Origin of the sequence: Nonomuraea sp. NPDC049684, from assembly GCF_044465345.1 — a bacterium.
Classification (GTDB): Bacteria; Actinomycetota; Actinomycetes; order Streptosporangiales; family Streptosporangiaceae; genus Nonomuraea.
Genome location: NZ_JBITLO010000001.1, coordinates 970,964 through 985,894 on the forward strand (window position 1 = coordinate 970,964; position 14,931 = coordinate 985,894).

The following is a 14,931-nucleotide window of genomic DNA, read 5'->3' on the forward strand; positions in this document are numbered from 1 at the left end:
CACGGGTAGCTCGCACGAGGGACGACGACCCTTATGCGAGCCCCAGCGGGCGATCTCGGCATGAAGTCCCGCCCCCTCGCACGCGCCCATGACGATGATCTGAACCAAAGGATTGATCAACGTGAGACCGCGGCCGTCACATGCGCCCCGGCTCGGACACCTGTCGACGCGAGCGGCGAGCGCGCCCGGTCCAGCACTCGAAGCGCCTGCCATACTCGGGCCGTGATGGACGTCGAGGAGTTCTGGGCCCTTATCGATGAGGCGTGCGCCGAGGTCGACGCGCTGGAACTGGACTTCGACGAGCGGCGCGACGCGATCGGGCGCGCGTGCGAGGAGCGGCTTGTGCGCCGTACGCCTGCCGAGATCGTCCAGTTCGCCCTGCGCCAGTGGCAGTTGCGCGACCATGCCTACCGGTACGACCTGTGGGCGGCGGCGTTCCTCATCGAGGGCTGGTGGTCCGACGACGGGTTCATGGACTTCCGCGAGGGCCTCATCTCGCTCGGCCGCCCCTGGTACGAGCGCGCGCTCGCCGATCCGGACTCTCTCGCCGGCCATCCGGCCGTGCGGGACGGCGGGGACGTGCTCATCGGGAACGACGACTTCAACCAGGTGGCCCACCGGGCCTACCAGCGTCTCACCGGCGAACCGGACGGGCTCGACGAGGCGCTGGCGGCCTCCCCGGAAGCCGGCCCGCTCGGCGCCCTGACCAAACCGGCCGGGGTCCGGTGGGACGTCGCCGACGACGAGATGCGCCGCCGCCTGCCACGCCTCGCCGGGATCTTCCTGGACTGACACGCCGACGTCCGCGACCGGTCGAATACGACCACCCGCCGTGACGGCACCACCGGCGAACGCGCCTCCTCCCGCTGCTGTCCGCCCCGAAGCATTCAGGGAGATGCCCGCTCCGGCGGATCACGATCGACTTCAGTCATGACAGGCGGATTCGTGATGGCGGCGGTGCTGTTCGTCGCGTCGTTCGCCGTCGCGTCCCAGGCGGCGGCCGAGTCGGCGTGCGCCTGGCGGATGCAGGCGCTCCAGGCGCCCGCCGGCGCGACGCAGCACCAGGTTCACGCCACCGACCACAACGGCGGGTACTCCGGCGTCGCCCACTTCCCCGGCACCGGCTGCCCGCCGTCCCCCACGCGAAGCGGATAAGCCATCCGCATAGATGCTACAGTCCTAAAAGTGGATGATGTATCCGGTATGAGGGGTGGGGCAATGAAGAGGACCGCTGTGGTGACGGCCGGGACAGGCGGGATCGGGCTGGAGACGGCGTCGGGGCTGGCGGAGGCGGGGTTCGCGGTCACCGTCGTCGGCCGGGACGCCGGACGGGGCGCGCGGGCCGTCGAGCGGATCAACAGCGGCGGGGCGGCCCACCCCGCCCGGTTCCTCGCGGCCGATCTCGGCTCGCTCGACGAGGTCCGTACGCTCGCCGCGCGGATCGCCGACGTGCATCCGGAGCTGACGGTGCTGGTCAACAACGTCGGGGCGATGTTCCCCGACCGGCAGGAACGCGACGGGGTCGAGGCGTCGTTCGTCGTCAACCACCTCTCGCCGTACCTGCTGACCGAGCTGCTGCTGCCCGTCCTCGCCGCCGGGGCGCCGAGCCGGGTGGTGAACGTCACCTCGGGCGCGGTCGTCGCCGCCAAGCGGGTGTTCGACGCCGCCGAGCCGCCCGGCGGCTACTACGGCTTCCACTGGTACGGCCGGGCCAAGCTCGCCAACCTGGCCTACACCCTCGACCTGGCCGCCCGCCTGGACGGCACGGGCGTGTCGGTCTTCGCCGCCGACCCGGGCGGGGCCGCGACCGGCATGACCGACGGCACCATGACCGACCCGAAGATCGTCTCGCCCGCCCTGCGGCTGCTGTGGCCGCTGGTGCGCCGCAAGTTCGAACGCTCGACGTCCGGCCCGGCCTCCGCCGCCGCCCGGTCGTCCGTCGTCGCCGCCACCGACGAGGCCCTGAAGGGCCGGACCGGGCTGGTCATCGGCCCGCACGGCGGCCCGGTCCCGATCTTCCGCGCGGCGACCGACCCCCGGATCGCCGACGCCGTACGCGCGCTGAGCGAACGTCACGCGCCGCTGACCCGGCCGCATCTGGATGGACGATCCGGTTAACCTGGGCCCATGACGACGCCACTGCGCAAGGACGCGGCCCGCAACTGGGACAAGATCGTCACCGTGGCCCGTGCCCTGGTCGACGAAGGCGTCCCCTTGCAGCTCAACGACGTCGCGCGCCGCACCGGCGTCGGGGTCGGCACCGTCTACCGCCACTTCGCCACCCCCGAGGCGCTGCTGGAGACCGTCGCGACGCCGTGCCTGGAAGCCCTCGCCGCCCACGGCGAGCGGGCGCTGGCCGACGCCGACGCCTGGCGCGCGCTGGAGGGCTTCCTGATGCGTACCGTCGAGGCCCAGGTGGGCGACGCCTCCCTGGCCCCGGTCGCCGCGGCGCCGTCCGACGCGCTGCCGCGTACGACGGAGCTCAAGAAGGCGGTGTGGTCGGCGGGCGACACGCTGCTCCGGCGGGCGCGGGAGGCCGGAGCGGTCCGGCCCGACCTGGCCGCCGACGACCTCGTCCCGCTGATGTGCGGCATCGCCTACGCCGCGCAGGTGCACGGCGGAGCGACCGCCGACCGGGCCGCGACCGCCCGCCGCTACCTCGCCACGCTCCTGGAGGGCCTGCGGGCCACGCCGTAGACCGGGACGAACAGAGAAGCGGGCTGGTCCTCACCTACGTCCTCCGCAGCGAGGCGCGTCGAGGAGATCGCGGCCGAGAGGGTCGCCGGGGGCGTTCGTCATGCGGAGGTGATGTCGATCGTTCGCAGGAAGTCCTGGATCGCGCCGGTGAAGCCCGCCGGGTCCTGGAGGTGCACGAAATGGTCGCCGTGGAGTGTCACCAGCCGGGTGTGCGGCCGCCGCTCGGCCATCTCCCGCGCCTGACCGCCGGTGATCGGGCTGTCCTCGCCCACCAGCAGCAGCGCGGGGATGTCGGTCGCCAGCCAGTCGGCCCAGTGGTCCCCCCAGTTGGCGCGTTCCGACTCGACCATGTCCTGGGGATGGAACGGCAGGCGCCAGGTGCCGTCCCGCAGTCGCCGCAGACGGCTCGCGAACATCGGGCCCGCTGCGCCGAGCCCGGCGACGAGCTCGTCGCGAGTGGCGGCCTCATAAGGGCTGGGCAGCAGGAAGTCCAGGCGACTCGGACCCGAGACGACGGCGCCGATCTCCTCGACGACCATGGCACGGACCAGGGACGGGTGACGGGCGGCGAGCTGGTAGGCGTTCAGCCCGCCCAGAGAGTGGCCCAGAACCACGACCGGGCCGACGTTCAGGTGCTCCAGCAGGGCCGCCAGGTCGGCCACGTAACCCTCTCGGGAGTAGTCCGCGGCCCGGTCCGACTCGCCGTGCCCTCGCTGGTCGGGCGCGATGACCCGCCATTCAGGGCTCAGCTCGGCCGCCAGGCCGCTCCACGTCATGCCCTGGTCGAGATGGCCGTGCAGTGCCAGCAGCGGCCTGCCGGGGCCACCGAAGTCGAGGTAGGACAGGCGGTGTCCGTCCAGTTCCAGTGTTGCCCGCACCGGGGTGGGGATCGTGCCGGGCATGTCGGTGCTCCGATCGTCTCAGTCTCTGGCCAGGCGGTCCCGTGCCGAATGTATGCACCGTAGACTGGCGTGCCATCTGGAGTCGAGCGTGCACTAGTACGCCTGGTGAAACCGGAAGAGCCCGGCTGGAGCAGCGACCGGCTTGAGCTGTGTGCACTAGTGCGGTCGGCTGGAGGACGTCCTGTGATGAGCCGTACCGAACCCTCCTCGGATCCGCCCTTCCTGCGCATCACCGCCGAGCTGCGCCGGCGCGTGGAGAGCGGTGAGCTCCGGCCCGGGGACCTGCTGCCCTCCACGCGGCAGATCGTCCGGGAGTTCGGCGTGGCCATGGCCACCGCCACCAAGGCGCTGGCCGCCTTGCGGCAAGCCGGTCTGGCCCGGCCGGTTCCCGGAGTCGGTACGGTCGTCGACACCCCGGGCCCACGCCAGCGGAGTCCGCACGATCGCAGACGTCCGGCGGCGTCCCTGGACCGGGGCCGGATCGTCGGCGCCGGGCTGGCCGTCGCCGACGCCGAGGGGCTGGCCGCGCTGTCCATGCGCCGTCTCGCCGCCGATCTGGACGTCACCACCATGGCGCTCTACCGCCACGTGTCCAGCAGAGAGCACCTGATCCTGCTCATGGCCGACGCGGTCTTCGGCGAGTTCCCGCTGCCGGAGCCCCCGCCGCCCGGATGGCGCCGCTGCCTGGAGGTGGCGGCCAGGCAGCAGTGGGCCATGTACCAGCGTCACCCGTGGCTGGCGCGGGCCGTCTCCTTCACCCGGCCCCTGCCTTCCTCCCGCGCGATGGCCCACAGCGAATGGACGATGCGCGCCCTGGACGGGCTCGGCCTCGACCCGGCCACGAGCCTGCACATCCATGTCTGCGTGGCCGCGTACGTCCGAGGGGTGGCCACGAGCCTGGAAGCCGAAGCCGAGGCCGCGGCCCACTCGGGGATCACCGACGAGCAGTGGATGGACGCCCGGGGCACACCGGCCCTGAAGGGCCCCTCGAAGAACCCGGCGTTCCCGAACCTGGCGCTCGTCCCGCCTCGCTCGCTCGACCTGGGCACCCTGTTCGAGTTCGGGCTCCAGCGCCTGCTGGAGGGCATCGTGACGCTGATCGACGAGCCCGTTCGCCGGGCCGGCCGCGAGCCCTGACGACGCCGTCCAGGACGGGCCCCGCTCAGATCCCGGCGAGCAACAAGGTCGCCGCGACGGCCACTCCGGCCTCGGTGACCAGCACGAGGGCCCGGGCGTGCATCCGGGCGACGGTTCGTCGGCCCAGCCACGCTCCGGCGACGACGGCCGGGGTGAGGGCCAGGCCGAGGTGCAGCACGTGCGCCGAGAGCAGGCTGCCCGCGCCATAAGCGACGATCTTGGTGAGCTGGACGACCAGGGACGCGGCGGCTTCGGTGCCGATGTACGCGCTGCCGATGAACCCCTTGACCAGGAAGAACGGGGCCGCGACCGGTCCTGACGCCCCGAACAGGGCCGAGGCGAGACCGCAACCGGCGCCGACGGCGGCGAACGTCCTGTCGCCCGGCACCGCTCGCGGCGGCCGGAATCGCCGCCAGAGGAGAGTGACGATGAGAAACCCGCCGAGAACCCGCTTGAGCGGCTCTACCGGCACGTAGGGCAGCAGAAGCCCGCCGGTCAGGGCGAAGGGGACGGCGCCCAGGGCGTACCACGCGATGACCCGCCGCTGGACGGCGTGCCGGTTGAACCAGGCGCGGCCGCCGTTACTGGCCAGTTGAGTCAGTGTGTGGATGGGCAGCGCCACCTGCAGACCGAACAGGGCGGTGAACGCGATCAGCATCAGCACGCCGCCACCCACGCCGCCCACCGACGACAGCCAGGCCAGAGCGAAGGCCAGCACTGACGCGGTCAGCAGCGTGGGGAGAAGGCCGGCGGACGGCTCAAGAGCCGATGCGTCCTGTCGTGAGAGCTCACCGGGCAGGCACTGGACGAACAGCACGACGGTCGGGCACACCAGGAGGCCTTTCCGGCTCCCGCGCTCGCGGGAACCACGACCTCCAGGCTTTTGTCCCTTCAGTTGACCGGTGGCCACCCGAGCCGCCGGCGGTATCGCTCGGACCAGGCCCGCCGGACCCGCGTGAAACGGGCCGGGCGGCGGAACCCTAGACACTCACCTGACACCGTACTCTTCGGGCGAGTTCTCCCGGAGCACCGGTCAGGAAGTGCGGACGACCAGCGTCGGCCGCCACGTCCGCGTCGCCCGAAGGACGGCCGCTCTGCGCAGACGTGGCAGGACGGCGGTCGGCGTGGACGAAGGTGAACGCGTCCGGCCCCGGCCCGCGTGCCCCGCTCGGCGGAATCGGCGCTCCTCCACCGTCACGACACGGCTATCCCTGCCCGGAGACGGTCGCGCGCAGGGCTTCGGTCCACCAGTCGAGCAGACGATCCCGGGCCGTGTCGTCCAGTCCGACGCTCCGGCGGAACTCGTCGCCGAACAGCGGTTCCGTCGCCACCGCCTGGTGCAGGGCGCACACGGTCAGCTGGATCGCCTCGCGGGACGGCGGCGTCCGCCCGCTCGCCGTGCAGTGCCGCAGCGCCTGGGCGTGCAGCCGATCCACCAGCTCGTCCAGCATTCCGCTGCCGGTGTCCCGCCAGCCGGAACGGTGCAGCGCGAGCGCCAGTTCGGCGTAACCGCCGGCGTACAGCGCGGACAGCGTGCGGACCAGCTCGGCGAGGTCGATCGGGGCATCGGCCCACGTGCCCAGCACCGTGTGCAGTTCGGCCTTGAGCTTGGCCCCGCCGAATCGCAGCAGCGACTCCAGCAGTCGTTCGCGCGTGCCGAAGTGGTGGTTGACCGCGGCGTCGGACACCCCGACCTCCGCGGCGACGGCGCGCACCTGCACGGCGGCGGGGCCGCCCGCGGCGAGCAGCTTGCTCGCCGCCTCCAGGATCAGCCGCTTGGCGTCCTCGGGCCGGCGTCGTACTCGGGTGGCCACGCGTCCACATTACCTTGACCAGTCAAGGCAGCAGCCCTTACCTTGGACCCCCAAGGTAAGGGGGTGGCACGTGCGGGGACAGTTCACGATTCCGGCGATGACCGAGCTGGCGGCGGCACTGGGCGTCACGGTCCACGAGCCGGCGCCGCCCCGCGAGATCCGCTTCTCCCGGGCGGGCTGCCCGCTGCACGGCTTCGACTGGGGCGGGACAGGGCCGCCGGTGCTGCTGTTGCACGGTGGCGCGTTGACCGCGCACACGTGGGACTTCGTCTGCCTCGGGCTGCGCGGCGCCGCCCGGCTGATCGCGCTGGATCTGCGCGGTCACGGCGAGAGCGGCTGGTCCGGCGACTACCGCATCGGCACCCTCGCGGCCGACGTCGTCGCCGCGGCCGATCATCTCGGCTTCGACCGGGTGCGGCTGGTCGGCATGTCCCTGGGCGGCGTCGTCGCGGCCCACGTCGCCGAGGAGCGTCCCGGCCGGGTGGAGCGGCTGGTGCTCATCGACGTCGCGCCGGGCGTGGACTTCGACAGCACCTGGCGGGTGCGGACCTTCATCAGCGGGCTCGGCCCGGTGCGGGAGCTGGAGACGGTGGTGGAGGCCGCGATGCGGGTCAATCCACGCGCCCACCGGGCCAGTGTCGCCTACCGCATGAGCACACTGTTCCGCCGTGCACCAGGGGGCGGCTGGGTGCCGAAGGGCGATCCGCGCCCTCCGGACTTCCCCGCCATCCTGGCGGCCATCGACCGGCTGCCCGCTCAGCTCGGCAGGACGCCGGTACTGCTCGTACGGGGCGGACGCAGCAGGGTGCTCCCCCAGGCCGCCGCCGAACGCCTGGTCGCGCAGGTTCCGGACGGCGAGCTCGTCGTCGTGCCGGACGCCGGGCACAACGTCCAGGAGGACAATCCGGCCGCGCTGATCACCGCGTTACGTCCTTTCCTGACACGCTGCCCGTGAGCACTCTGGAGCGGCGACCACGTCCGTGACGCCGGTCCAGGACCACGAGAGGAGACCCAGCGCATGTCCGCACGAACGCTCGAACTCACCACGATCCCTTCGGTGGAGGTCGGCATGCTCATCCGCCGCCCCGCCCGCGAGGTGTTCCAGGCCGTCGTGGATCCCGCTGTCATGAGCAAGATCTGGTACACCAGGAGCAGCGGGAAGATGACCCCCGGCGCCGAGCTGACCTGGGAATGGGAGATGTACGGGGCGTCGGCCCGGGCCTCGGTCGCCGAGGTGGAGGAGAACCGGCGGATCCGTTTCACCTGGGGCAACTACACACCCGACGCCCCCACCACGGTCGAGTTCCGCTTCACCCCCATGCCGGACGACACCACCTACGTCCAGGTCACCGAGAGCGGGTTCACCGGCACCGGCGACGAGCTCGTCCGCTACGTGACCGACTCCACCGGCGGCTTCACCTTCCTGATCAGCGCCCTCAAGGCGCTGCTGGAGCACGACGTCGTTCTGAGCCTCGTCGCCGACGCCCACCCGGGCGGCCTGCCGGGCTGAGAGAAGTCGGCGGGCGGTGATCACTACCGCGGAGCCGCCGGTCCCTTTTGTCCTGTCCGTTCATGTGTTCCTGGAGGCCGAGTGGATCAGCTGGGGGCGGACGATCCCCGCACGCTGGGGCCGTACGAGCTCGTCGCCCGGCTCGGCGAGGGCGGCCAGGGCGTCGTCTACCTGGGCCGCGACCCCGCCGGCCGGCGGGTGGCCGTCAAGCTGCTGCACAACGGCCTGCTGACCGACCCCGGCGCGCGCGCCAGGTTCCTGCGCGAGGTGGAGATCGCCCGGCGGGTCGCCAGGTTCTCCACCGCGCCCGTGCTCCACGCCGACCTGGCCGGCCGGCGCCCCTACATCGTCAGCGAGTACGTGCCCGGCCCTTCGCTGCGCGACCTGGTCGCCACCGAGGGACCACGGCAGGGCGCCGCCCTGGAGCGGCTCGCCATCAGCACCGCCGCCGCGCTGGCCGCCATCCACCGGGCCGGGGTGCTGCACCGCGACTTCAAGCCGGCCAACATCCTCATGGGTCCCGAAGGCCCGGTCGTGATCGACTTCGGCATCGCCCGGGCCCTGGACGCGCCGGGCGGCACCTCGACGGGCCCGCTGATGGGCACGCCGTCCTACCTGGCGCCCGAGCAGATCGGCGGCAGGCAGGTGACGGCCGCGGCCGACGTCTTCGCCTGGGCCGTGACCATGGTGTTCGCCGCCTCGGGACGGCCCGCGTTCGGCGCCGACTCCACGCCGGCCGTGCTCAACCGCATCCTGAACGAGCAGCCGGCCGTCTCGGGACTGACCGGGGCCCTGCTCCGGCTCGTCACCGCCGGCCTGTCGAAGGACCCGGCCGCGCGGCCGAGCGCCGACGACCTGGTCGCCGGGCTGACCTCGCCCGCGTTCGTACCGGGACCGGCCGCCGGGTCGTCCGCGCCGCCGGAGCGTCCGGCCGGTCGGCGACGGCACGCGCTGCCGGCGATGGCCGCCGCCGCGACGGCCGCGCTGCTCGTCACGGGCGGCGTGCTGATCACCACGGCCGACCCGCCCGCGCCGCCCCCGGCCACGATCGGCTCGGCCGCTCCCCCGCCGTCCGGCACAGCCACCGCCCCGGCCCCGGCCGCGACCACCACCTCGCCGCAGCAGGTCGGAAGCACCCCGCAACGGACGTCGTCCCCGCCGGCCACGCACCGGGCCCGACCCGAGAGCTCGGCCCCCGCGACCCGCCCCACCAGGACGGGCGACGCGGTGAGCAACGCCGTCGATGACCGCTCCCTACCTCACCGGACGCCCGCCGGGAACACAGAGAACCCGCCGGAGCACGAGCCCGAGCCCGAGCCGCCGCGGCAGACCACCCAGCCGCCCGCCCAGCCGCAGCAGCCGTCCCCGATGGAGAACCCGTTCACCTGCATCCCGTCGATGTGCTGAGGCGTGGCCGCTGAAGGCGACGGCTGCGGTGGTCAGAAGACGGCGATCGGCAGGCAGGCTGCCGCCGCCGAGGCCGGATCCAGGAGCGGCTTCGCGCTCCTGCAGCTCGGCCTGCCCGCCACGACCGCCGCCGCGGCCCGGCGTGACCTGGAAGGGGGCACCTCGGCCACGCACACCCTCACCGGCGGCGAGTGGGGTCTGCCGCCCCCGGCTGGGCTCGCGGGCACTGTCGACCTGGGGGTGGAGGCCGGGTCGCTGGCCGGGCTGCGTCCGGGCACGGTGCGATCAGCCGGGCCGCAGCGGGCACGCTGTCGGCGAAGGTCGGTTCGCAGCGGGCACGCTGTCGGCGAAGGTCGGTTCGACGCTCACCCTGTACCTGGGGGACGGGACGCGAGGGTGGCGAGCACGTTGATCACCTCGTGCCGCGCGGCTGCCTCGAAGGGAGGTCAGGCGCAGGCGTGCTGACGAACACAGTGGTCAACTGACCCAGGGGCCGGGATCTGAGCAGGCGATCCCGGCCTGGGAGACCGGACAGAGTCCTCCTCGCAGGCCACACCGTCAATACGCCGTCCGACACCGCCGAAAAGGGTGAGACAGCTGCCAGCCATCCGTGCCAGCATGCTCGACCATGGCGGAATACGAGACGAGCGACCAAACGCTGGCCGCCCTCGCCGGCCGGTACGGCACCACCGCCGAGCAGGTGCGGCCGCTTCCCACCGGGGTGGCCAACCGCGTCTACCTGCTCGGAGCCGACCTGGTCCTGCGCATCCCACGGGCCGAACAGTTCCTCCCGGACTTGGTCAAGGAGGCCGCGGTCATCCCCGTCGCCCGGGACGCCGGCGTGCGCGCTCCGGAAGTCGTCGCCTTCGACGACACCTGTTCAGTCGTGGACGTGCCCTACATGGTGCTGACCCGGACCCAGGGAGTGGATCTCGCGCGCCTCGACCCACCCGCAGCCGGCACCGAACATCTCTTCCGGCAAGTAGGGCGGGAACTGGGCAAACTCCACCGGCTCACTCCGGACACCGTACCGGCCCTTGCCGGCGTCCCCGTGGATGACGGCGCCGCCGACCCCTGGGCACTCACCGGCCGCCTCCTCAAGGAAGGCTGGATCGATGCCGAGACCGCCCGCTGGCTCACCGGATGGTTCGACCGGCTCGCACACCATCTCCCCACGAACGCGCCCATGGTCCTGATCCACGGCGACATCGCGCCACAGAACCTGCTCGTCTCCTCCTCGAAGAGGGTTCAGCTCAACGGGATCGTGGATTGGGGCGATGCCGAATGGGCCGACCCAGCCGTCGACTTCGCCAAGATGCCCCTCACCGTCGTCCCGGCCATGCTCGACGGTTATCGGCAGGAAACCGGTCAGGACATTTCTCATTGGGAAGCCCGTGTGTTGTGGTTCCATCTCACCTGGGCTCTCGGCCGCTTGGAGAATCCGATTCCGCGCCCGGACGAACGCCATTGGACCGCACCTCCGGCCAGCCGGCTCCTGGGCCTGCTCCGTTTCTTCGCGTCAACTCCCCCATCCCCTTGGAACGAGCTGTCCTGACGCCTGAAGCCCTGCACATTCTTTCCGGCCGTGACACGTAACCGGGAAGGCGTCGGTGCTGAGGTCACAACAGGTACAGGCTGTGGGGGCGGTCCAGCCACCGCGCGTCGATCTCCTGCCCGGTGAGGCGGCCTGCCAGCCGGAGTGCCGATGTCACGCTCACTTCGACCGTGGTGGGATCTTCGTTGGAGATGTCCGCTGGTTCGTCCAGTTGGAAGTGCAGGTCTCGCATGAGCTGGTCGAGGGCGGTGGGGTCGGCCCCGAACCGCTCACTCGGCCAGACGAGGTTGAGCCCGACCACCGTGACGCCGTCGACGGCCCAGTCCAGACGCTGACCGCCGGCACATTGAACGTTCAGCAGGCGCGTTCCGCGCGACGCCTCCTCGATCCAGGACAAGTCATTCGGAAACCAGTCGAACACGAAGGCCTGCACCCATCCGCCGGCAGCGCCGGCCCACATGCCCGCACGGCCGCCACCGAGGCCCGCCACATCGTCCAGGCCACACCGGTACACAGGGGCCGGATCGGCGCCGAGCCGCCGGGCCAGTTCGTTGCCCCCCATCCCTTCGGCCCACACGATGTGAAAACCCGGATATTCGGCCGCACCGTCGAACCCTCGGGTGGCGAGTAATTCGTAGAGGTCGGTGGGTTTTGGCATGTGACGTCTCCGCGATCAGGGAAAGCAGGCGCGGCCTAAGGGGCGGGCCTGCTCCCGCTTCACTTACTCCTCCGCTTCACGCGGTAACGCGCGCAGAATAGCCCAGCCATTGAGCGGCACAGCCACGATTGCGGCCGAGCATCCTGTGTGAATCTCATGCCTGCTGGTGACGTGCGCATCTGGCAGTGGCCGGCGCCCGCTCCTACCGTCGAACCATGACCATCAAGCGCTTCGCCACCATCATGGGCGCGGCGCTGCTGGCAGTCTCCTCGCTGGCAGCACCAGCGCAAGCAGCCACGGGCCACTACTCGTGCGACACCGGAAACGTGTTGGACGAGCCCACGGCTCCGGGCTCACTCCACGTCAACGGCGAGCCCTGCTACGGGGCCCCGTCCGGAGGCATCGACGCGATAGTGATCATCAAGTCCGGGCAGGGCACCGGCACATACCTGTGCGACCTCGTGCTCACCTATCCCAGAGGCAACCTCGGCGGGTTCTACTGTCAACGGGTCTGATGCGCAGCGACCTGCCGTCAACGACATCGACCGACCTCCATCCCAGGGCGAGCGGCGGCGGACCGCTTGGATCGGCCTCGGCGGGATCTACCGTGACGGGCGCGCCGACGACGACCGCGACCCGCTGGGCCGACCCGATCGCGGTCCCGGCAAGCGGCCAAGCGCCATCCATCGTGTTCGACCTCTGATCGTTCCGCATCGGAGGAGGAGTTGTGAGCTCCAAGCCGACCCCGCAGCGACGAGGACGACGATGCTGATCAAAGCCAGCGACACCATCTCGGGCGCTCGTTCGGAGAACGCCTTCGCGTCCTGAAGGATCTCTGCGGCGCCGTGGAGGGCGAATGCCGTCGCGCCACAGCCGAAGACGAGCCCTGCGACGCCGACGACAGCGGTGACGACGTAGCCGACGTTCGCCGGCAGGAACCGCGCGAGACTGGCGCACGCCAGGCCGGCGAGAACGACATCGGCAACGGCGATCGACAGCACGGCGTCGGCACTGCGCCTCTCGAAGTACTCCCACGTGTCGCCGTTGTCCGGGAGTCCGGCGACGCCGAGGACGGTGATGAGCACCATCGCCGTCATGACCACCCCCAGCGCGGCAAGTCCCACGGGCCGCCACTTCACCGGCCGAGCCGGGAGGATCCTGGTGTCGCGCCACACGTGGGCCGTGGTTGCAGGCTGCTCACCTGCAATGTCTCTGACGATGTCCAGGGCTTCGGCGGCGGTCGGCCTGAGAGCTGGGTCCTTGTTCAGGAGCCGGGTGATGAGCTGACTGAGCGGCCCGGTTCGTCGCGGCGCCGGTGGCTCCTCCAGGAGTACTGCGGCCAGCGTCGCTTCCTGGGTGGCGCGACGGAACGGCGAGACGCCCTCGACGGCCTGGTAGAGGGTCACGCCGAGGGAGAACAGATCCCCGGCGGGCAGGTCGTCGCTGCCGCGCAACCGCTCGGGTGCCACGTACTCGGCCGAGCCGATGAACATCCCGGTGGCGGTCAGCGCTGTGTCGGTGTGGTGGATCGCTGTCCCGAAGTCGGTGAGCAGGACCTTTCCGTCCTCGTCGAGCATGACGTTGGCCGGTTTGATGTCGCGGTGCACGACACCTTCCCGGTGTGCCGCGCCGATCGCCGTCAGCAGTGCCGCGGCGACTTCCAAGGCCCTGTCCACCGGGAGAGGTCCGTGCTGCTGGACGTGCTCGCTCAGCGAGCAGCCCTCGACCAGTTCCATGACGATCCAGGGAAGGCCGTCGTCGATGACGACGTCGTGGATCGCGACGATGCCGTGGTGCTTGCGTAACCGGGCGGCGTTGCGGGCCTCGCGCGTGGCGCGCGCCAGCCGCTCGGCTCGTTCGGCTTCCGGCATCCACGGCGGCAGTCGCAGTTCCTTGATCGCGACGTCCACGTCGAGGGTCTCGTCGCGAGCCCGCCAGACCCGTCCGAAACCACCGGACCCCAGTTCGGCGGCAAGCCGGTAGCGCCCACCGACCACGTCACCGGCCAGCCTCGAAGTCATGCCCCGTCTCCCGCCATCGCCCTCGGCACGAACAGTCGATCAGGCATGCCCGGTCGGATCGTACGTGCCGGGTGGAGCAAGCGGGCATGCACCGATGACGGCAACTTGTACACCCCCGGCAGCACGGCGCACATCACGCCTTGTCACCTTTTGAACGTGCCTGACGAGCCAAGCAAGATCTTCGCACGTCGCCCCGCGGGAAGAGGACAATAAGCCAAGATGACGATCGCCGACGACGCGGCGAGTTCGAGAGCACCTGCCCGGGAGCGGCTTGCGCCGGCACGACCCGCATTCGCGCCATTCTCTCCCAATCAAATTCATCCCCTTCCGGTAGATCCATGGTCAAGATTTCGATATACCGTCGCGCGTGTGGACTTACGCCGATTGCAGTATTTTGTAGTCGTCGCGGAAGAGGGCAGCGTGGGACGCGCCGCCCGTCGCCTGTTCATCTCCCAGCCGCCGCTGAGTCAGCGCATTCGCGAACTGGAGGCGGAGCTGGGATGCGCGCTGTTCGTCCGCACCGCGCGCGGGATGATCCTCACCATGGCCGGCGAGGTGCTGCTCAGGGAGGCCCGGGGACTGCTCGCCGCCGCCGCGGGCGCGGTCGAGCGAGTACGGCAGGCGAACGGCGAGCCGGTACTGCGGATCGGCGTGCTGGGCCCGGCCGAGTCGTCCTTGTCGGCCGAGGCTGCCCGGAGCTTCAACCAGCGGTATCCGGCCTCGCGGGTCCAGCTTCGCCAGGGCAACGTCGCCGATCCCACGATCGGGCTGGGGCGCGGCGAGGTCGACGTGGCGATCACGTTCACGCCGTTCGACGAGACCGGGCTGGCGGTTCACGCGGTCCGGGCGGAGCCGATATACGTGGCGCTTCCCATGGACGACCCGCTGGCCGACCGGCTCTCACTCGCCCGCGCCGACCTGTACGGCCATCGGACCGTCCGGCTGCCCAGCGAGGCGGACCCCACCTGGGTGGAGTTCTGGCAGATTCCGGGCGACGGTCCGGTGGTGCGATCACTCGGCGAGGGGCTGCACGCGGTCCTGTGGCAGCAGGCCGCGATCTTCGTTCCCGAGCGGACGACGCGGACGAATCCCGTCCCGGGCGTGCGCTACGTCCCGCTGGCCGATCATCCCTCGACCCACCTCGTCCTGGCCAGGCGAAGCACCGATCACTCGCCCCTGGTGACCGGTTACATCGCCGCGAGCCTCGCCTGGGCCCAGGACCGCTCCTGA

At 71.3% G+C, this 14,931-nt stretch carries 16 protein-coding genes; 11 read left to right on the forward strand and 5 right to left on the reverse strand.

Annotated elements, in window-relative coordinates; all coding sequences use genetic code 11:
• Window positions 1-225 precede the first annotated feature (225 nt).
• The 4 genes from ACIBST_RS04295 to ACIBST_RS04310 all read left to right on the forward strand — a co-directional run bounded on the left by ACIBST_RS04295 (window position 226) and on the right by ACIBST_RS04310 (window position 2,697).
• Entirely contained in the window at window positions 226-792 is a 567-nt protein-coding gene (locus ACIBST_RS04295; protein ID WP_397169424.1) for a DUF4240 domain-containing protein, read from the forward strand.
• 138 nt (window positions 793-930) lie between these two features.
• A complete protein-coding gene (locus tag ACIBST_RS04300) occupies window positions 931-1,155 on the forward strand; it encodes a hypothetical protein (protein WP_397168986.1) in 225 nt (74 codons plus the stop codon).
• A gap of 63 nt (window positions 1,156-1,218) precedes the next feature.
• Entirely contained in the window at window positions 1,219-2,118 is a 900-nt protein-coding gene (locus ACIBST_RS04305; RefSeq protein WP_397168988.1) for an SDR family NAD(P)-dependent oxidoreductase, read from the forward strand.
• A 9-nt stretch (window positions 2,119-2,127) separates the two neighbouring features.
• Window positions 2,128-2,697: a TetR/AcrR family transcriptional regulator gene (locus tag ACIBST_RS04310; RefSeq protein WP_397168990.1), complete on the forward strand. Its 570-nt coding sequence runs from the start codon at window positions 2,128-2,130 to the stop codon at window positions 2,695-2,697.
• A 98-nt stretch (window positions 2,698-2,795) separates the two neighbouring features.
• On the opposite strand, the gene ACIBST_RS04315 is transcribed toward ACIBST_RS04310, so the two are convergent.
• Entirely contained in the window at window positions 2,796-3,599 is an 804-nt protein-coding gene (locus ACIBST_RS04315) for an alpha/beta fold hydrolase (protein ID WP_397168992.1), read from the reverse strand.
• A gap of 186 nt (window positions 3,600-3,785) precedes the next feature.
• Between ACIBST_RS04315 and ACIBST_RS04320 the strand changes: the two genes are divergently transcribed.
• A complete protein-coding gene (locus ACIBST_RS04320) occupies window positions 3,786-4,736 on the forward strand; it encodes a TetR/AcrR family transcriptional regulator C-terminal domain-containing protein (protein WP_397168994.1) in 951 nt (316 codons plus the stop codon).
• 25 nt (window positions 4,737-4,761) lie between these two features.
• On the opposite strand, the gene ACIBST_RS04325 is transcribed toward ACIBST_RS04320, so the two are convergent.
• Both ACIBST_RS04325 and ACIBST_RS04330 read right to left on the reverse strand, forming a co-directional pair.
• Entirely contained in the window at window positions 4,762-5,568 is an 807-nt protein-coding gene (locus tag ACIBST_RS04325) for a sulfite exporter TauE/SafE family protein (protein WP_397168996.1), read from the reverse strand.
• 373 nt (window positions 5,569-5,941) lie between these two features.
• Window positions 5,942-6,550 (reverse strand): TetR/AcrR family transcriptional regulator, encoded by a 609-nt coding sequence (locus tag ACIBST_RS04330; protein ID WP_397168998.1) that lies wholly within the window; start codon window positions 6,548-6,550, stop codon window positions 5,942-5,944.
• 97 nt (window positions 6,551-6,647) lie between these two features.
• Between ACIBST_RS04330 and ACIBST_RS04335 the strand changes: the two genes are divergently transcribed.
• From ACIBST_RS04335 to ACIBST_RS04350, 4 genes are all read left to right on the forward strand, one after another.
• Window positions 6,648-7,505: an alpha/beta fold hydrolase gene (locus ACIBST_RS04335; RefSeq protein ID WP_397169000.1), complete on the forward strand. Its 858-nt coding sequence runs from the start codon at window positions 6,648-6,650 to the stop codon at window positions 7,503-7,505.
• 63 nt (window positions 7,506-7,568) lie between these two features.
• Entirely contained in the window at window positions 7,569-8,060 is a 492-nt protein-coding gene (locus tag ACIBST_RS04340) for an SRPBCC family protein (protein WP_397169002.1), read from the forward strand.
• 81 nt (window positions 8,061-8,141) lie between these two features.
• Window positions 8,142-9,467 carry a serine/threonine-protein kinase gene (locus ACIBST_RS04345; protein ID WP_397169004.1) on the forward strand — a complete coding sequence of 442 codons (1,326 nt, stop codon included), beginning with the start codon at window positions 8,142-8,144 and terminating at the stop codon, window positions 9,465-9,467.
• Between the two features lie 628 nt (window positions 9,468-10,095).
• Window positions 10,096-11,022 (forward strand): phosphotransferase family protein, encoded by a 927-nt coding sequence (locus ACIBST_RS04350; protein WP_397169006.1) that lies wholly within the window; start codon window positions 10,096-10,098, stop codon window positions 11,020-11,022.
• 64 nt (window positions 11,023-11,086) lie between these two features.
• Here ACIBST_RS04350 and ACIBST_RS04355 read toward each other — a convergent pair whose 3' ends face one another.
• The gene (locus ACIBST_RS04355; protein ID WP_397169007.1) at window positions 11,087-11,680 is read right to left on the reverse strand and encodes a DUF6461 domain-containing protein; all 594 of its coding nucleotides are present in this window, start codon (window positions 11,678-11,680) and stop codon (window positions 11,087-11,089) included.
• 215 nt (window positions 11,681-11,895) lie between these two features.
• On the opposite strand from ACIBST_RS04355, the gene ACIBST_RS04360 reads away from it, so the two are divergent.
• Window positions 11,896-12,195, forward strand: a complete 300-nt coding sequence (locus tag ACIBST_RS04360; protein ID WP_397169009.1) for a hypothetical protein — start codon at window positions 11,896-11,898, stop codon at window positions 12,193-12,195.
• A gap of 87 nt (window positions 12,196-12,282) precedes the next feature.
• Here the strand turns inward: ACIBST_RS04360 and ACIBST_RS04365 are convergent, their stop codons facing one another.
• Entirely contained in the window at window positions 12,283-13,701 is a 1,419-nt protein-coding gene (locus ACIBST_RS04365) for a serine/threonine-protein kinase (RefSeq protein ID WP_397169011.1), read from the reverse strand.
• A 219-nt stretch (window positions 13,702-13,920) separates the two neighbouring features.
• Between ACIBST_RS04365 and ACIBST_RS04370 the strand changes: the two genes are divergently transcribed.
• Complete coding sequence (locus ACIBST_RS04370) at window positions 13,921-14,931, forward strand: LysR family transcriptional regulator (RefSeq protein WP_397169013.1); 1,011 nt, start codon at window positions 13,921-13,923, stop codon at window positions 14,929-14,931.